The 16,966-nt window shown below is 57.7% G+C and carries 16 protein-coding genes; 1 reads left to right on the forward strand and 15 read right to left on the reverse strand.

Translation table 11 applies throughout. The annotated features are described in order from the left end of the window. Window positions 1–113: 113 nt before the first annotated feature. From hflX to hemA, 13 genes are all read right to left on the reverse strand, one after another. A complete protein-coding gene (gene hflX, locus RB2501_RS02620) occupies window positions 114–1,331 on the reverse strand; it encodes a GTPase HflX (RefSeq protein WP_015753176.1) in 1,218 nt (405 codons plus the stop codon). Window positions 1,332–1,440: 109 nt separating this feature from the next. After that, window positions 1,441–2,121, reverse strand: a complete 681-nt coding sequence (locus tag RB2501_RS02625; RefSeq protein WP_041326920.1) for a DUF4386 domain-containing protein — start codon at window positions 2,119–2,121, stop codon at window positions 1,441–1,443. A 156-nt stretch (window positions 2,122–2,277) separates the two neighbouring features. After that, a complete protein-coding gene (locus tag RB2501_RS02630; RefSeq protein WP_015753178.1) occupies window positions 2,278–2,997 on the reverse strand; it encodes a 3'-5' exonuclease in 720 nt (239 codons plus the stop codon). Between the two features lie 298 nt (window positions 2,998–3,295). Then, entirely contained in the window at window positions 3,296–3,766 is a 471-nt protein-coding gene (locus RB2501_RS02640) for a methylated-DNA--[protein]-cysteine S-methyltransferase (RefSeq protein ID WP_015753180.1), read from the reverse strand. 159 nt (window positions 3,767–3,925) lie between these two features. Next, window positions 3,926–5,026, reverse strand: a complete 1,101-nt coding sequence (locus tag RB2501_RS02645; protein WP_015753181.1) for a CNNM domain-containing protein — start codon at window positions 5,024–5,026, stop codon at window positions 3,926–3,928. A gap of 50 nt (window positions 5,027–5,076) precedes the next feature. After that, on the reverse strand, window positions 5,077–6,402 hold the full coding sequence (locus RB2501_RS02650) for a serine hydrolase domain-containing protein (RefSeq protein ID WP_148214273.1): 1,326 nt from the start codon (window positions 6,400–6,402) through the stop codon (window positions 5,077–5,079). A 116-nt stretch (window positions 6,403–6,518) separates the two neighbouring features. Continuing rightward, a complete protein-coding gene (gene hemB / locus RB2501_RS02655) occupies window positions 6,519–7,508 on the reverse strand; it encodes a porphobilinogen synthase (protein WP_015753183.1) in 990 nt (329 codons plus the stop codon). Between the two features lie 3 nt (window positions 7,509–7,511). Further along, window positions 7,512–8,336, reverse strand: a complete 825-nt coding sequence (locus RB2501_RS02660) for a PhzF family phenazine biosynthesis protein (protein WP_015753184.1) — start codon at window positions 8,334–8,336, stop codon at window positions 7,512–7,514. A 48-nt stretch (window positions 8,337–8,384) separates the two neighbouring features. Then, window positions 8,385–9,287 (reverse strand): oxygen-dependent coproporphyrinogen oxidase, encoded by a 903-nt coding sequence (hemF, locus tag RB2501_RS02665; protein ID WP_015753185.1) that lies wholly within the window; start codon window positions 9,285–9,287, stop codon window positions 8,385–8,387. A gap of 89 nt (window positions 9,288–9,376) precedes the next feature. Further along, window positions 9,377–10,426, reverse strand: coding sequence for a uroporphyrinogen decarboxylase (gene hemE / locus RB2501_RS02670; RefSeq protein ID WP_015753186.1), 1,050 nt, complete (start codon window positions 10,424–10,426; stop codon window positions 9,377–9,379). A 73-nt stretch (window positions 10,427–10,499) separates the two neighbouring features. Then, on the reverse strand, window positions 10,500–11,171 hold the full coding sequence (locus tag RB2501_RS02675; protein ID WP_015753187.1) for a uroporphyrinogen-III synthase: 672 nt from the start codon (window positions 11,169–11,171) through the stop codon (window positions 10,500–10,502). Further along, window positions 11,168–12,115 carry a hydroxymethylbilane synthase gene (gene hemC / locus RB2501_RS02680; RefSeq protein ID WP_015753188.1) on the reverse strand — a complete coding sequence of 316 codons (948 nt, stop codon included), beginning with the start codon at window positions 12,113–12,115 and terminating at the stop codon, window positions 11,168–11,170. The genes RB2501_RS02675 and hemC overlap by 4 nt, the downstream gene beginning before the upstream one ends. After that, a complete protein-coding gene (gene hemA / locus RB2501_RS02685) occupies window positions 12,112–13,368 on the reverse strand; it encodes a glutamyl-tRNA reductase (protein ID WP_015753189.1) in 1,257 nt (418 codons plus the stop codon). Before hemA ends, hemC begins: the two co-directional genes overlap by 4 nt. 206 nt (window positions 13,369–13,574) lie before the next feature. On the opposite strand from hemA, the gene RB2501_RS02690 reads away from it, so the two are divergent. After that, entirely contained in the window at window positions 13,575–14,456 is an 882-nt protein-coding gene (locus RB2501_RS02690; RefSeq protein ID WP_015753190.1) for a helix-turn-helix transcriptional regulator, read from the forward strand. Window positions 14,457–14,458: 2 nt separating this feature from the next. Here RB2501_RS02690 and RB2501_RS02695 read toward each other — a convergent pair whose 3' ends face one another. Both RB2501_RS02695 and RB2501_RS02700 read right to left on the reverse strand, forming a co-directional pair. After that, complete coding sequence (locus tag RB2501_RS02695; protein ID WP_148214274.1) at window positions 14,459–15,454, reverse strand: N-acetylmuramoyl-L-alanine amidase-like domain-containing protein; 996 nt, start codon at window positions 15,452–15,454, stop codon at window positions 14,459–14,461. 91 nt (window positions 15,455–15,545) lie between these two features. Beyond that, window positions 15,546–16,622, reverse strand: a complete 1,077-nt coding sequence (locus RB2501_RS02700; protein WP_015753192.1) for a mechanosensitive ion channel family protein — start codon at window positions 16,620–16,622, stop codon at window positions 15,546–15,548. Window positions 16,623–16,966: the final 344 nt, after the last annotated feature.

Below are 16,966 nucleotides of genomic sequence, written 5' to 3' on the forward strand. Positions count from 1 at the left end.
AAATATAGGAGGTTCCTGCCAAAACCCCGCAAATTATGTTGCCAATTTACAGGAAGGTGTTGTCTGTTGGACGAGCTGTTCGGTATTATCGGTGAACGGTCCGGGCCATCCCCTCACTGGCTGTAGGCGTCCAGGTTTTCCGGATAGAGGAAGTTGTTGTAGGGGAACCGCGTTACGTGAATGTCCCGGACGCGCTGGTAGACGCGTTTGCGGAATTCATCCAGGTTCTCCTTGTTTAGGGCGGAGATAAAGATTGCATCCCCGGACATCCGCTGCATCCAGGTGGCCCGCCATTCGTCAATGGAATAGTGGCGGCTCGTCCGCTCGGTGATCAGGTCGTCCTCCTCCAGGGGTTCCGCCTCGTACAGGTCGATTTTGTTGAAGACCATCAGCGTCTCCTTTTCTGCACAGTCAATCTCGGCCAGAATCTGGTTTACCGAATCGATATGCTCTTCAAAATTCGGATGGGAAATGTCCACCACGTGCAACAGCAGGTCGGCTTCCCGGACCTCGTCGAGCGTACTTTTAAAACTCTCCACGAGTTGGGTGGGCAGCTTGCGGATAAACCCTACCGTATCGCTGAGCAGGAAGGGCAGGTTGCCCAATACCACTTTGCGGACGGTGGTGTCCAGGGTGGCGAAGAGTTTGTTTTCCGCAAACACCTCGCTCTTGCTTACCACATTCATCAGCGTGGACTTGCCCACATTCGTATAGCCCACCAATGCTACCCGGACCAGGGAGCCCCGGTTGCCCCGCTGGGTCTCCATCTGTTTGTCGATCTTGGCGAGCTTCTTCTTGAGCAGGGAGATGCGGTCACGGACAATCCGGCGGTCCGTCTCGATTTCGGTTTCCCCCGGGCCGCGCATCCCGATACCCCCTCGCTGGCGTTCCAGGTGGGTCCAGAGGCCGGTGAGGCGGGGCAGCAGGTATTCGTATTGGGCGAGCTCCACCTGGGTCCGCGCATAACTGGTCGTCGCCCGCTGGGCAAAGATATCCAGGATCAGCCCCGTCCGGTCGATGATCTTACAGCGGAGCTGTTTCTCGATGTTTCGCTGTTGTACAGGGCTCAATTCGTCGTCGAAGATGACGGAGCCGACTTCCTCTTTTTTAACAAAGGCCTGTACCTCTTCGAGCTTTCCGCTGCCGATAAAGGTCTTTGGGTTCGGGACATCGATGCGCTGCACAAACCGGCCAACGACCTCGCCCCCGGCCGTGTAAGTCAGGAATTCCAGTTCGTCCAGGTACTCGTTTACCTTCTCCTCGGGCTGTTCCCGGGTAATGATTCCGATGAGCACCGCCTTTTCATATTCCGTTGTCTTCCGCTCGAGCATAGTAATCTTTCCTGATGCAAAATTACACATTCGCCGCGAAGTGCTTGTTGCAATCGAAAAAAGAACTTGGAGTCGGCATCACTCCTTTCGTCTTCGGTTTAGTTCCGGATCAATCTTGCACCGGGCGTATTCCGAAAATCAATAAATAGCCGATTATCCAGAACTCGCCTATGGTAGCCGGAATAGTGAGGGTGCCAACCCAGGAACCTGAGATGCCGGCGTAGTTGATGCATGCGCTAAGTACATAACCCACTCCTCCAATAATCAAAATTCTGCCCAACCAAATTGGCATTCGTTTCGAGCTGGTAATGATATATCCCATCGGAATGAGCCAAAGTCCAAAAAAAAGCGATCCGATACCCCAGGCATTAGACATCAGCCCGGTCAACAAATCAATATGGGCCACTTTGACTTCCATATCCAGGGAAGACAGCGCGGTTTCAATGGCAACTCCCATGGCGATGGCGCTGAACATAATGACAACTGCGTTGACTGTCCCCCAAATCGCCGTAGCCAGGGCGGCCCACTCATTGCTATCCCGGAAGAGTCGGTAAAACCAGATAGCCGTTAACGCCTGTGTAAAAATTATTGCGAATTCTGCCAGTAAGCGAAGGCGGGCAAGGGTTTCCCCCTCTACTAAATTCAAAACGGTCTGTTGGGGATCGGCGACATAAACCCTGGGGTGCAGGAACAAAAATCCCAGCATGCCGGAAATGGCAAGAAGCAAATACCAAATTCCCGTGGTCCTTGCAATAGTGATTGACCTGCCGTGTTCGTTTCTTGTGCGCATACTTACATGAATTTTGGGAAGGCGCAGAATCAGTGGAACGACACAGCAGCCCTGAGGCATCTCACATATGACGATGTGCAAGAGGACTTGTTACAGTATCATTCAAATTCAGGCCGGGCATACAGACAAATGACCCAAATCACAACCACCCGGATCTTACGATTGAACCCGGATGATCTGGTCTTCTGTCAGCAGGCCCTCATTGCGAAGCCGGAGAAAGACCTGTGCTACCGTGACCACATCCCTTTCACAGTATTGGGTGATTCGATCCAGGTCCTGCTCCTCATAATACACGTCCCGGACCATGCTGCCGTCAATGTCGTCTTTGGGCGAAGGGATCCCCAATACATGGGCCATCAGCCTCAGGGAGGTATAATGTTTAAAATCGCCGAATTTCCATAGTTCCATGGTATCCAGGTGCGGGATCTCCCAGGGTTTCTTCCCGAACAGGTTCAGGCTTGGGGGGAGTGGAATGCCGTGGATAAGCATACGCCGCGCCAGGTAGGGGAAGTCGAATTCCTTTCCGTTGTGGGCACAGAGCATTTTCCCTGAGCTACTGAAATGTTCTTCCAGCAAACCGCCAAAATCCCGGAGCAGGCCCTCTTCCTCCCCGGTAAAGCTGCGGATCCGGAATTCCCGCTGTTTTCCGCTCCCCGTAAAATATCCGGCGGAAATACAGATAATCTTCCCGAATTCAGCCCAAATACCCGCGTTCTCATAGAATTCTGCCGCCGTATATTCTTCCTTGCGCCGGTATCGGGATTTCAATTCCCACAGCTCGCGGGCCTCCTCGGAAAGGTCTTCATAGGAAGCCGCCTGGGGGACCGTTTCGATATCCAGGAAGAGGATGTTTCTCAAGGGGATTTTATGGAGCATCGGCGAGTTTCGTTCTACCGAAAAAATACGAAATCCCTGCAAGTTTCAAGCAGCGGCCATTGCCAAAAAGAAGGCATTTCCTCCGGATTCCCGGCAGGGTTGCGGTAGCTTTTACCCCCGAAACCGCCAATTGCTGCCAATTTGGCAAAACCGACCCGGTGGTCGGTTTTGGGTTGCGCTCCCGGTGCGCCGGCGGGGATTGTAGGCAGGCGGATGGAAGATTTCTCCGATAAAAGGCTAAAAAACCGCCGGGTATTGGTGGAGTGCGAAGCGTTACCGACCAGGCGGTCGGTAAATTTCAGAACAGGCTTTGCTGCGGATTCTGGCTCTCGTGGTTCAACAACCATTTTTTCCGGTGAATGCCCCCGGCGTAACCGGTCATCGACCCGTCGGAGCCCACCACGCGATGGCAGGGTACCACCACCCAAAGCGGGTTTTTGCCATTGGCCGCCGCCACCGCCCGGATCGCCTTCGGATCGCCCAGTTTTTTGGCCAGGTCCATATAGGAAATGGTCTTCCCGTAGGGAATATCCCCCAGGGCTTTCCATACCGTTTTCTGGAAGTCTGTGCCCGCGGGGTCCATCGGCAGTTCAAAGCGCTTGCGCTCCCCGTCAAAGTATTCCCGCAACTGCCTGCAAACCGGTTCCAGGGAGGGCGGCACCGTTTCGGGAACGTCTCTGCGGTCCCCGATCCGGATGGAGCGGACTCCGGCTGGCCCGCCTTCGATGTGCACCGTCCCCAGGGGGGTATGGATTACCGCTTCTCCCATATACCTTTCGTTATATTCGCTATTGCTTCAATTCGCTATTGCGCCAGGATTCTTGTAGTTGTGCCCCGTTGCCTCCTGCGGAAAACCGGGGCCACGCTGTGGCAACTAATCCCTGAGCCAACGCCGGTATTCGCCGGTATTCGCCGGCTCCTGCTGCACCTATTCAATGATGCCGCTGCGCTTGGCACGGTCTTCCCATTTCTTGCGCGCCAGGAGTTGCAGGTCTTCCACGTTGTCGCTTTCGTCCATGATTTCCAGCCCGAGCAGGGTTTCGATGATGTCTTCCATGGTCACCAGTCCCGCCACCGAGCCGTATTCGTCCACCACCAGGGCAATGTGCTCCCGTTTGCGGATCAGCGTGTCGAAAAGCTGCGGGATGGGCGTGTCCCGTTTAGTCATCAGCAGTTCGCGCCGCAGGTCGGCCAGGGGTTTGTCGCCGTTTTCGTTGATGAGTGCCTCCAGGACATTGTCTTTCAATACAAACCCGCTAATGGTGTCTACCCGCTCCCGATATACCGGTATGCGTGAAAACCGCAGTTTCGGGTTGTTGCGGAAGAACTCCTCCACGGTCTGGTCTTCCGGGGCAATCAGCATCACCGCCCGCGGGGTCATAATATCCTTGACCAGAATTTCCTCAAATTGCAGGAGGTTTTTGATCACCTTGGATTCCGATTCCTCAAATACGCCCTCCTCATGGGCCACGTCGGCCATGGCCGTAAAATCCTCCCGGCTCAGCACGCTTTGGTGCTTCCCCTTTCCAATGAGGCGGGTAAACAGTTGCAGGATCCATAGCAGGCCGGTAATCCGAAGGATCCAGACCATCCCGTTGAGGATGCGGCTGGAGATATTAGCCAGTTGTTTCCAGTAAGTGGCCCCGATGGTTTTCGGGATGATCTCGGAAGCCACGAGGATCAGGATGGTCATCACAGTAGATACCACCCCCACCATCAGGTCTTCCGTAAAGGCCACCCCAAGGATTTCCACGGTTTCCTGCCCGTACCGCTCTGCATAGGCCACTTTTGCCTGTACCCCCACCAGGATGGCCCCTACGGTGTGGGCCACGGTATTGAGCGTCAGGATGGCGATCAGCGGTTTGTCGACGTCCTTCTTGAGTGCTTCCAGGGTCAGGGCGTAGCTCTTGCCTGCTTTCTTCTTTACATTGATAAATGTCGGGGTGACCGAAAGCAGGACCGCCTCCAGGATCGAGCACAGAAATGAGAAAAATATGGAGATAAAGGCATAGAAAAGGAGTAATCCCATGGGTGTGCTATATAGCGTCTAAGATACAAAAATTGCGGTGCCGCTGCAGTTCAGGGCGTTGAAATTAGTGCCTCATAAAAGACTTGCTGGAGTCGTTTTCGCAGGCCGAGCTCATAGAGCTGCCGGTGCTCTCGGCTGGGGTATACCCGGTTGGAAAGAAAAATAAATACCAATTGGTTTTCTGGATCGGCCCAGACGAATGTCCCTGTAAAGCCGCTGTGCCCGAAGCTCCGCGGGCTGGCCAGGGGGGCTGGATAGGCCTCCTGCAGCGGCAGGGAGGCATTGTCCGGGAGGGGCTTGTCGAAGCCCAGGCCCCGGCGATTGTCATTATCGGGGAACTGCACCCGGGCGAATTCCCGTACAGTGGCCGAATCCAGTATGCGGACGCCCCGGTATTTCCCGTAATTCGAATAACACTCCATGAGCACGGCCAGGTCCGCAGCCGTCCCGAACAAGCCGGCATTGCCGGAAACCCCACCCATCAGGGCGGCATTTTCATCGTGGACCCAGCCCCGGGTGAGGTCATTGCGAAAGATGCTGTCGGCCTCCGTAGGCACCACAACCGATCCGGGCTGCCGGCGCGCAGGCAGGAACCCGAGGTGGTCCAGACCCAGCGGGTCGTAGATGTGTTTCCGGAGGTATGCATCAAAGGGCTCCCCGGTAAGGTCTTCCACCAACTGGGGAAACAACAGGAAGGCCAGGCCGGAATACCGATAGGTTTTTTCCCTGGACACCTGGGAACGGTTGATTTTCCGATACATTTTGCGCACAAACCGGTTCCTGACATAGCGATTCGGGTAGGCTTCCCGCCGGAATCCGGCAGAAGGGGATTCGCGGACAAAGCGGCGTCGGAGCCCCTGGCGCGAACGCACATCGGAGAGGAAGACGATATACGGTTCCAGCCCCGCCTGGTGGGCCAGGATTTCCCGCAGGGTGAGGTTGCGCTTATCGCGCCGACGCTTCCACGGGCGCCAGTAATCGCTGAATGGGGCATCCAGATCCAGTTGGCCCTCCCCGGTGAGTTTCATCAGGGCGGGCAGGGCCGCTGCGATCTTCGTCACGGAAGCCAGGTCGTACACATCGGACTCCCGGGTGGGCCAGAGGCTGTCATACGTATGAAACCCGTAGGCCTTGTGGAAAATCCTCTTCCCCTGAAATGCCACCAGCACCTGGGCTCCGGGGAACGCCTCGGATTCGATTCCCAGATGCACCAGGGAATCCACGCGGTGGTGGAGGGCCGCCGAATCCACGCCCAGGGACGCCAGGGAGCCTTCGGGCAAACCGGGGGGGATGGACTTACTTCCCGGCACCTGGGAATGGGCCATCCCAGCCATACCAATCAGTACAAATAAAAGTATATAACTGTATTTTCGCATAAAACTTTCCTGTTCAGGGGGGATACAAGGCGATATTAAAAGGATTCAGCGTCCTGTCCGGAGCATGCAGTAGCCTATCAGAAGGATACAGGGTCCCTTCAGGAGGATGCAGTACCCTATCGCAGCAGGGCCACGGCTTCCCGGGCAAAATAGGAAGCGATCAGGTCTGCCCCGGCCCGTTTAATCGCCAGCAACTGCTCCAGCATCACCGCATCGTGTTCCAACCATCCCTTTTCGGCAGCCGCCTTCACCATGGCGTATTCCCCGGAAACCTGGTAAACGGCCACCGGAATATCTACCGCGTTGCGGATCTCCCGGACAATATCCAGGTAACACAGCCCGGGCTTCACCATCACGATGTCTGCCCCCTCTTCCACATCCATCCGGGTCTCCCGCAGGGCTTCCTGCCGGTTGGCGGGGTCCATCTGGTAGGTTTTCTTATCCGCAGGTATCCCGGATTCGGAAACGGGAGCGGAATCCAGGGCATCCCGGAAAGGCCCGTAAAATGCGCTCGCGTATTTGGCGCTATAACTCATAATACCCGCGTCCGTGTACCCGGATCCGTCCAGGGCTTCCCGGATGCTGCGAACCCGGCCATCCATCATATCGCTCGGGGCCACCAGGTCGGCCCCGGCTGCCGCGTGGGATACGGACATAGCGGCCAACACCTCCACGGTGGCATCGTTCAGGATACGACTGTCCTGCACTATCCCGTCATGGCCGTATTCCGAATAGGGGTCCAGGGCTACATCGGTAAGTACCACCATCTCCGGGCAGGCATCCTTGACGGTGCGGATAGCCCGCTGCATCAGCCCGTCGGGGTTCAGGGCCTCTGCGCCCCGGTTGTCTTTTAAATCGTCCGGGACCTTGACAAACAGCAGGACGGCCTTCAGGCCCATGGACCAAAGCGCGCGCACTTCCCCGCTCAATCCGTCGAGGCTAATTCGAAAATATCCCGGCATGGAGGGGATTTCCTCCCGCAGGCCCTTCCCTTCGGCAATAAACAGGGGCACGATAAAATCGTCGGGCGACAGGGAAGTCTCCCGGGTCAGGCTCCGAAGGGATTCGGAAGCGCGCAGGCGCCGGTTGCGTCTGTATGGAAACATGATTCAGGAGTTTTTAAGGTTGGGTAGGCGGATCCGGCCCGCCAGGTATGTGACGGCCCGGCCGGCGATCCCTACTCGGTCGCCCCGGGATTCACACCGCAGCTGCCCGCCCCGGGCCGATAATTGGAGGGCCTCCAGGTGTTGCTTTTTGAGCCGGCCGGACCAGTAAGGGACCAGCATCGTATGGGCCGAGCCGGTTACCGGGTCTTCGTCCACGCCGGATTGGGGGGCAAAAAACCGGGACACAAAGTCCACGGCATCCCCCGGGGCGGTGACAATCACCCCCCGGGCTTTGATTTGTTTCAGCAGGCCAAAATCCGGATTCAAAGCCTCAATAGCTGCCTGGTCCTCGTACACCAGCAGGTAATCCGTAGTACCGCGGAGGCATTCCCGGGGTTCGGCCCCCATTGCCTCCACCATCCCGACCGGCAGCTTTGCCTCGGCCGGGGGGTCGGCCGGGAAATCCAGCTCCAGCCAGTCGCCGCGGCGGGTGACGGTGAGCGTCCCCCGCTCCCGGCTGTAAAACTCCAGGCGGTCTGCATCCGTCGGCAGGGGATGCTTTTCTCCGGGTTGTTCGTGGAAGAGTACATGGGCCGTGGCCAGGGTGGCATGTCCGCAGAGGGCCACCTCCGTAACCGGGGTAAACCACCGGATTTCATACCCTTTCCCCTCAGGAACGGCAAAGGCGGTTTCCGACAGGTTGTTCTCCGCTGCAATCGCCTGCATCAGGTTGTCCGGCAGCCATTCCTCCAGGATGCAGACGGCCGCCGGGTTGCCCCGGAACAATTCGCCTGCAAAAGCGTCTACTTGAAAAATCTGCTGTTTCATTCCAACCCAAATTTACGATTAAATCAGCGAGCCCTGCCTCTTCTTGCCTCAGGCCCACTCCCTCGGGTTTTTAAGCACCTCGAGAAGTTCGGCTTCCGGGGTGCCCGGTTCCGGGTGGTGGTCGTACGCCCAGCGAACCACCGGGGGCAGGCTCATCAGGATGCTCTCGATCCGCCCGTTGGTTCTGAGGCCAAAGAGCGTCCCCTTGTCGTGGACCAGGTTGAATTCCACATAGCGGCCGCGCCGGATTTCCTGCCAATGCCGTTCTGCTTTCCCCCAGGCTGCCGACTTCCTGCGCTGTACGATCGGGAGGTAGGCCTCCAGGAAGGAATCCCCCACCCCGGTCACAAAAGCGTACCAGTCCGAAGCGGACCGGTCGGGGCCTGGTTTCAGGTAGTCGAAAAACAGGCCGCCCACCCCGCGGGCCTCCCCCCGGTGGGCATTCCAGAAATACCGGTCGCACTTCTCCTTGTATTCCGGGTAAAATTCCGGGTCGTGGGCATCGCAGGCTAACCGGCATACCCTGTGGAAATGGCGGGCATCCTCCTCAAACAGGTAATAGGGCGTCAGGTCCTGTCCGCCGCCGAACCAACTGTCGGCCACTTGGCCGTCCGGCCCGTACATCTCAAAGTACCGCCAATTGGCATGGACGGTGGGCACCATCGGGCTTTTCGGGTGGAGTACCAGGCTCAGGCCGCAGGCAAAGAAGTCCGCCTCCGCCACCCCAAAGTACTTTTGCATGCTCTCCGGCAACGGCCCGTGGACCGCCGAGATGTTGACGCCCCCTTTTTCAAACACGTCCCCGTTTTCAATCACCCGTGTGCGGCCGCCGCCGCCTTCCGGGCGCTCCCAGATATCCTGGCGAAACCGGGCGGCACCGTCTGCTGCCTCCAGGGCGCTTGTAATGCGGTCCTGCAGTCCTTCGATATATGCGTAGAATTCTTCCTTCACAACCGAGATTTAATCCGGACCCACCCCTTCGGTCGAATCCTTAGGAAAGACCGGGATACTACCCATCCCGGTCCGTAATCGTTCGACACCTATCCTTCCTCCCGATAGGTTTTCACGGCATCGATAAACGCCCCGGCGTGCTCCACGGGAACTTCCGGGAGGATGCCGTGGCCCAGGTTGACGATGTATTTATCCTTGCCGAAGCCCCGGATCATTTCCCGGACCATCCTCCGGATGGTGTCCGGCGGGGACAACAATCGGGCCGGGTCAAAATTCCCCTGCAGCGTGATATTGCCCCCGGAGAGTTCCCGCGCCTTCTGCGGCGTCAGCGTCCAGTCCACGCCCAGGGCGGAAGCCCCGCTCTGCGCCATGGTTTCCAGGGCAAACCAGCAGCCTTTCCCGAAAACAATGACCGGGGCCAGATCTTTCAGGGCATCCACAATGCGCTGCAGGTATTGCCAGGAAAATTCCTGGTAATCGGCCGGGGAGAGCATCCCGCCCCAGGAGTCGAACAGCTGTACGGCGTGGACCCCGGCGGCCACCTTGGCCTTCAGGTAATCGATAGTGGTCTGCGTGATTTTTTCAAGCAGGGCGTGGGCAGCTTCCGGCTGGGAAAAGCAAAACGCCTTGGCCTTGTCGAAGCTTTTACTCCCCTGCCCCTGTACGCAGTAGCAAAAAATCGTCCAGGGCGAACCGGCAAAACCGATGAGCGGCACCTGGCCCCCCAGTTTTTCATTGGTCAGGCGGATGGCGTCCATGACATAGCCCAGGGCGTCTTCCGCATCCGGAACCACCGCCTTCTCCACGTCGGCTACCGAACGCACCGGATTGGGCAACCAGGGGCCGATGCCAGGCTTCATCTCCACCTCGATGTCCATGGCCTGGGGTACCACCAGGATGTCGCTGAAGAGGATGGCGGCATCCATCCCGTATCGGCGGATGGGCTGCACGGTGATTTCGGAGGCGAGCTCCGGGGTCTGGCAACGGGTAAAGAAATCGTACTTTTTCTTGATTTCCATAAACTCGGGCAGGTACCGGCCCGCCTGCCGCATCATCCATACGGGGGGCCGCTCCACGGTTTCCCCTCGGAGCGCTTTCAGGAATAAATCATTGGCCGGTTGCACCCTGTTTTCCGTCATCTTCTCAGTTGTGTTTCCGGTTGTGTTTCCGGTTGTGTTTCCGGCTATGTTTCCGGCTGTGTTGTGCGTCGTGTTATCCGTCATGTCTGTTTACCAGGAGTTGGCGGGCCGCCTGCAGCACCGCTTCGGCACTCGGGGATTCCGCGCTTATAAACTTATCGGTATGTTTTTTTACTGCCTGTGCCGTGGTCGGGCCGATGCAAATGGCCGTCGCGTCGTGCAACTGGTTGGACCCCAGAAAACTCTCCACCCCGCTCGGGCTGAAAAACAGGATGGCATCGAATTGCTTATCGAGAATTCGCTGGTTGAAGCCCGTTTGATATACCACCCGTTCTTCCAGCCTTACCCCGGCTTCCAGGAGTCGGTCGGGCAGGGTGTCCAATCGGCGGCTGCTGCAGAAATAAATAAAAGACCGACTGGAATATTTGTTGATGATGCGTTCCGCCAGGAGTTCTGCCCGGTCTTCCACCGCCAGGATCCGGTGGCCCATTTTCTCCAGGCGCGCCGCGGTTTTACGGCCCACGCAGCAACAATTGAGCATCCGGTCCGGCAACCGGCCTTCCGGGAAACAGGCTTCAATGGCGTGGGTGCTGGTAAAGATAAAGAGGGCCTCGTCGTCCGAGTGCAGGTTGGCCTCCAGGTACGTGACCTCCAGGGCGTCGTAATCCTCCAGGTAAAAATCGGTTTCCGGCAACAGGGCCCGCTGGGCTTCCGTTAGCTTTTTGGTGGAAAGGACTCGGATCATTGCGCAAGTATTTTTCGGATGGATTCCATAAGCACGGCACCCCCGGAATCCAATATTTCCCGGGCACATGCCGCGCCGAATTCCCCCGCATCCTGAAACCGGGCATCCCCAGTTCCGCCAGCCTCAAGGCTGCCGGTATGCCGCGTTACCCGGAAAGCCTTTTTCCCGTCGAGGGAAAACAATCCGCCTTCCAGGTGCAATTGCCCATCCGCTGCATGGACCCGGGCGCCGATGGGTGCGGAACACCCCCCCTCCAGGGTTCGCAGAAATTCGCGTTCCACGGCTACCTCCAGGGCAGATTGCTCGTGGTGCAGCGGCCGGGCCGCCTCCCGGGCCGCCGTATCCGACGTCCGGGCCACCACCAGCATAGCCCCCTGGGCCGGGGCCGGGAGCATCCAGTCCAGGGGTTCGGCATTATCGGGCAATAGCCCAATGCGCTCCAGGCCGGCCTGGGCAAAGATCGCCCCGTCCCAGGAATTTTCCCGGAGCAGTTTCAGGCGGGTATTTACATTTCCCCTCAGGCCGGTTACCTGGTGGGCGGGATAGCGGTTCAGCCATTGGGCCTTGCGGCGGAGGCTGCCGGTGGCGATGGTACCCGGGCCGTCCAGAAAGCCGAGCCCCTTGTGCACGAGTACGTCCCGTGCGCTTGCGCGCTCCAGCACGGCGGCCTGGCAGATTCCTTCCGGCAGGGCGGTGGGCACATCCTTCATCGAGTGTACGGCCAGGTCGATGTCTTCCCTGAGCAGGGCCACATCGAGCGTCTTGGTAAAAATCCCGGTAATACCCAGTTCGTAAAGCGGCTTGTCCAGGACGAGGTCGCCGGTGGATTTCACCGGAACGAGTTCCGCCCGGTGCCCGGCGGCTTCCAGCCGGTCCCTGACGGTCTGCGCCTGCCACAGCGCCAATTCGCTGTCGCGGGTCCCGATGCGAAGCGCCCTGCTCATCGTTGGGGGATTTCGAGTTGGAATACCTTTTGGATCAGTTCCAGGCTATCGTCCGTATCGATATCGGAATCCTTGAGGTGGTTGGCGAAATGGCGGGTGATTTTCTGGATGATCCGTTCGGTGACCACATCGGCCTGGGAGGCATCGAACCCGTCGATCTTCCGCGCCTGGTTGTCCAGCTCTTCCTCCTTCATCGTTTTCAGCTTTGCCTTCAGAGCGCGAATTACCGGGGCAAACCGGCGGCTTTCCAGCCACTGGTTAAATTCCCCGTGTACCTCAGCGATAATGGATTCCGCCTGGGGGATGTAGCTGCGTCGTTGTTGGAGCGTATTGTCCGTGATACGGGAGAGTTGATCCAGGTCTACCAGGGTGATTCCGTTTTTAACCCCCACTTCCCGGGCTACGTTGAAGGGGATGGTCAGGTCCAGGATCCACCGGGGCTTGTCAGCCGGCACCATGGGGGCGGTCACCGTGGGACGGGTGGCACCCGTGGCGACGATCAGTACGTCGCTGGCGGCAATTTCCTCCCGGAGCGCTTCCACCGGCTGGACACGCACATGGAACTTCCTGCCCAGGGCATCTGCACGGTCCTGGGTTCTGTTGATCAGCGTAATCTGGTCGTGCCCGGTGTGCTTCACCAGGTTTTCGCAGGTATTCCGCCCGATCTTTCCGGTCCCGAACAACAGGATTTTTTTGTTGGCAATATCCGGTACACGGGCCAGCAGGTATTGGACAGAGGCGAATGCCACCGAGGTGGCGCCGGAGGAAATCCCCGTTTCGTTCTTGATCCGCTTGCTCGCCTGGATCACCGCATTGACCAGCCGCTCCATAAAGGGGTTGGCCAGGCCGTGCTTCCGGGAAAGCTTAAAGGATTTTTTCAGTTGGCTGATGATTTCGAAATCGCCGAGGATCTGGCTGTCCAGGCCGGTTCCCACCCGAAACAGGTGGCCGATGGCTTCCTGGTTCTGGTAGACGTAGCCCACCCGGTCAAAGTCGGCCTCGGTACCGTTGGAATAATCGCAAAGGAGCCGGATGAGGTGCTGGGGGGCCTGGGCAAAACCGTGGAGTTCCGTCCGGTTGCAGGTACTGGTTACCAGCAACCCGTCGATGCCCTCCTCCAGCGCCCGGTCCAGGAGGACGGCCGTACTGGCATCGTCCAGGGCAAAGAGCCCGCGGGTCGCTGCATCTGCCTTCTCGTAATTCAGCCCGACGGTAATAAACCGGTGATGTCTGGAAATATGGTATTTCTTCATGCCCTCTAAAGGATGCCCACAAAAATAACGGGATTCCCAGTCCAAAAATAACGCTGTAGGTACTTTTAATACCGATTCGGGTTACCCGGAGGTGCTTCCGGGCCGAAATCCGCGAAATATCGTAATTTTACCCCGAAATCGGGGGTTCTGGGCTTAGTAATTTAGATTAATTCTAAATAATTCAATTCCCCCAAACCGATGAAAGCATGAATGAAAATACCGCTAGCGGTTCCCTGTCGGAAATCCGGATCGACCCGGATATCCTCCTCCTGCTCTGCCGGAACGATACGGACCAGCCCACAGGGGTGCAGCGCAATTCCGGTCGCCGGTACCTGCAATTCCACTTTTGCCTCAAGGGCCAGGCCCGGTTTGCCTACAATGAGGGCCGGTACCACCTGGACCTGCCGGGCGACCAGTCGCTGCTGCTCTACAACCCCCAGACCGAACTGCCCGTTCAGGCCACGCTTTCCCCCCATACCTGGGTGGTTTCCGTACTGATGAGCATCCGCACGTTCCACGGCTTGTTTTCCTCCGAGGCGGATTACATCCCCTTCCTGAACCCCGAGTACCGGGACCGGAAATACTACCAGCAAAACCCGGTGGGGCCGTCCATCTCCGTGGTGCTCAGCCAGCTCTGGGGCCAATCCACCCACCCGTCCGTCCGCCCGCTCTACTATAAGGCCAAAGTATATGAACTGCTTTCGCTCTACTTCAACCGGACGGCCGACCCCCAGGCGGAACAGTGCCCCTTCCTGCTGGACGAGGAGAACCTGCGCAAAATCCGGCTGGCTAAGGAAATCGTCATCGAACGGATGGCGGAACCGCCCACACTCCCGGAGCTTGCGGAAGAAACGGGGCTCAGCCTGAAAAAACTCAAAGAGGGCTTTAAGCAGATCTACGGGGATACCGTCTACAGTTTTCTGTTCGATTACAAGATGGAAACCGCGCGAAAAATGCTGGAAAGCGGAACCTTCAACGTCAATGAGGTAGGCCTGAAAGTAGGGTACAGCACGGCCAGCCATTTTATTTCGGCCTTCAAGAAAAAGTACAATACCACGCCCAAAAAATACCTGATGTCGCTGGCCTGAAGTTAGCGCATGGCCTGCGGGCGCGCCACGATGATTCCCGTGTTCCGCTTGATGCCCTGCAGGTAGTCCGCCAGGGGTTCGTCGCTGATAACCACCTCGCCAACGGTAGAGGCGTGCAGCAGGTGGATGCGCCCGTCGTCCAGGCGGATGGCCAAACCTGTATGGGTGACGTCCAGGCCTTCAATATCCGTAGCCAGGGCGATGATGTCCCCGTCCTGTATCAGGTGTTCCCGCTGGGCCACCTCCGAGCGGGGCAATACGATGAGCGGCCTGGAGGAGAGTTGTTTTTCGATTTCCACCATGGCCCGGTAATTCGCATCCGAAGCCAGGAACGGGTACAAATCGCGGTGGGTCCCCATAAAATTGATTTCCTTTTGGATGGTCACCCCGGCGAGTTCTTCGGTGATGTTGCGCACCAGGCCTTTGGCTTCATTGTCCCGGATCCATTCGGTGAAATAGTGCAGGCGGGAGGGGTAACCGTCGCGTTTCCCCTTGCGGTAACGGACCTGTTCCAGGCCCCGGACGTACCGGTTCCATTGGAGTTTCCCCTCGCTGGCCAGCCGGCCCATCACCAGGACGTTCTCAACATACGTGGTGCAGTCCAGACCCCGCAGGTTTACCACCAGCTGCTCATCCTCCCCCACTTCCAGGGTCTTTGCCACATAGGGGGTCCCCAAAAAGGCCCTTCCCACGCGGACTAATTCCGGGCCTATGGCCGTTTTATCCTCGTTCGCATCCTTTTCCAATCCGCTGGTCAACCCGTCAAAGAGCGCCTTGTCGAGCTCCGAATAATGAACGCCTCCTTTTTGGGCCTGAAGCGCATGTCCAAAATCCAGCCAGGGCCCCGCACCCAAACCGGGACCCGGGCAGAACCCCAAAAACAGGGCCAGCAGGATGAGTTTCGCCAGGAGCCGGCGCGGAAAGCAACGGGTTAGACGCAGGGGGCGGTGAAGGCCGGCAAGCCTCCGCGGTTCATCAATTGGAAATGCTTGTTGCATGGGACAGGTGGGATTGGACAGGGATCACGGGCTTCTTCCGGGCCGTTTTTAACGATTTCAAATTCTTATGGCTAAAGATACGGGAGCCGCATCAATCATCGGCCTTCTCCCCGTTAAGATTTTCATGCAGCAGCACCCGGGTATGGGCAATGCTTTCCGGGTAATTTTCCTGGAGGAAGGCGATCAGTTTCTCCCGCACGTGTACCCGCAGGTCCCAGGCCGTAGATGCATCCCGGGCACTTACCAGGGCGCGTACTTCCACGTGGCCGGCTTTGGAATCCGTTACCTGGATATTGGCCACCTCTTTGTCCCAGAGGTCGGAGGCTTCCACAATCCGGTTGAGCTCTTTCCGCAACGCGTCAAAGGGCACCGTGTAATCCGTGTACAGGTATACCGTCCCCAGGATGTCCGATGAGGTTTTTGTCCAGTTCTGGAACGGCTTTTCAATAAAATAAGTGGTAGGCACCACCAGGCGGCGCTTGTCCCAGATCTTCACCACCACATAGGTGAGCGTGATCTCCTCGATCCGCCCCCATTCCCCCTCTACAATTACCACGTCGTCCAACCGGATGGGTTGGGTAAGGGCAATCTGGATGCCCGCCAGGATGGTCCCGATCATCTTCTGGGCCGAAAAGCCGATGATGATCCCGGCTACTCCCGCCGAGGCAAAGACGCTCACCCCGATTTCCCGGATGCTTTCAAAGCTCATCAGCGCTATGCCCAGGGCGAGGACGACCAGGATAAAGATGACGATGCGCTCCAGGATGGTAAACTGCGTGTACACCTTGCGGGCGCGCAGGTTGTCCGCCTCGTGGACGTCGTAATTGTCGACGATCAGCTTTTTGACAACCCGCAGGACCTTGATGCAGAGCCAGGTGAAGGAAAAGATAAACAGCAGCGTGCTCGCTTTCCGGAAATGCCAACCGTAATCCTCCATACCCAGGAGTTCCCGTAGGGATTCCATCCGTATAACCAGAGAAAACATCAGGAAAAAAAGCGGCCACCCCACCTTGCGGACCATCCCTTCCGGCAGCAGGTATTTCGGGTTTTTCCCGTAATGGCGAATTACCCGGGCGATGATCGCATAGCCAATCACCATGGCCAAAAAGCCCGCGCTCAGCAGCAGGATGGAGCGTTGCATCGGGTCGGGGATCAGTTCCTGGAGCATTTGGCGTTTGGGTGTTTCAGTTGCGATTGGCTGCCAGCACGGATTCCGGCAGGAATTTTCGATATTTTATTCGGCACCCGTTCGAGTTCCGACTCCGGTTCCAAATCCAGTTCCCGTTCGAGTTCCAATTCCAGTTCCGGTTCCAAATACAGTTCCCGTTCGAGTTCCAGCGGTAAGCTATAAAAAATTACCCGCAATCGCCAACCCGGCCGCATGAAAGCGCCCGGTCCGGGAACCCATTGCTATTTCCCCGTACCGCCTCCCGGGACAAAAATTGGCGCCGGTTATGGCGCTATTGGCAAATGCTCTGCAGGCCGGGCCTGCGGTTCGGCCCAAAGCCGTAC

It is taken from the genome of Robiginitalea biformata HTCC2501, from assembly GCF_000024125.1.
In the GTDB taxonomy this organism is placed as follows: domain Bacteria; phylum Bacteroidota; class Bacteroidia; order Flavobacteriales; family Flavobacteriaceae; genus Robiginitalea; species Robiginitalea biformata.

Bases quoted from the DNA above. Each gene is read 5' to 3' on its own strand.
- hemB (WP_015753183.1), bottom strand. From the start codon at position 7,508: ATGTTTCCATACAGACGCAACCGGCGCCTGCGCGCTTCCGAATCCCTT.
- hemA (WP_015753189.1), bottom strand. From the start codon at position 13,368: ATGAAGAAATACCATATTTCCAGACATCACCGGTTTATTACCGTCGGG.
- RB2501_RS02660 (WP_015753184.1), bottom strand. From the start codon at position 8,336: ATGAAACAGCAGATTTTTCAAGTAGACGCTTTTGCAGGCGAATTGTTC.
- RB2501_RS02625 (WP_041326920.1), bottom strand. From the start codon at position 2,121: ATGCGCACAAGAAACGAACACGGCAGGTCAATCACTATTGCAAGGACC.
- RB2501_RS02695 (WP_148214274.1), bottom strand. From the start codon at position 15,454: ATGCAACAAGCATTTCCAATTGATGAACCGCGGAGGCTTGCCGGCCTT.
- hflX (WP_015753176.1), bottom strand. From the start codon at position 1,331: ATGCTCGAGCGGAAGACAACGGAATATGAAAAGGCGGTGCTCATCGGA.
- RB2501_RS02700 (WP_015753192.1), bottom strand. From the start codon at position 16,622: ATGCTCCAGGAACTGATCCCCGACCCGATGCAACGCTCCATCCTGCTG.
- hemC (WP_015753188.1), bottom strand. From the start codon at position 12,115: ATGAGCAGGGCGCTTCGCATCGGGACCCGCGACAGCGAATTGGCGCTG.
- RB2501_RS02630 (WP_015753178.1), bottom strand. From the start codon at position 2,997: ATGCTCCATAAAATCCCCTTGAGAAACATCCTCTTCCTGGATATCGAA.
- RB2501_RS02690 (WP_015753190.1), top strand. From the start codon at position 13,575: ATGAATGAAAATACCGCTAGCGGTTCCCTGTCGGAAATCCGGATCGAC.
- RB2501_RS02640 (WP_015753180.1), bottom strand. From the start codon at position 3,766: ATGGGAGAAGCGGTAATCCATACCCCCCTGGGGACGGTGCACATCGAA.
- hemE (WP_015753186.1), bottom strand. From the start codon at position 10,426: ATGACGGAAAACAGGGTGCAACCGGCCAATGATTTATTCCTGAAAGCG.
- RB2501_RS02645 (WP_015753181.1), bottom strand. From the start codon at position 5,026: ATGGGATTACTCCTTTTCTATGCCTTTATCTCCATATTTTTCTCATTT.
- RB2501_RS02675 (WP_015753187.1), bottom strand. From the start codon at position 11,171: ATGATCCGAGTCCTTTCCACCAAAAAGCTAACGGAAGCCCAGCGGGCC.
- RB2501_RS02650 (WP_148214273.1), bottom strand. From the start codon at position 6,402: ATGCGAAAATACAGTTATATACTTTTATTTGTACTGATTGGTATGGCT.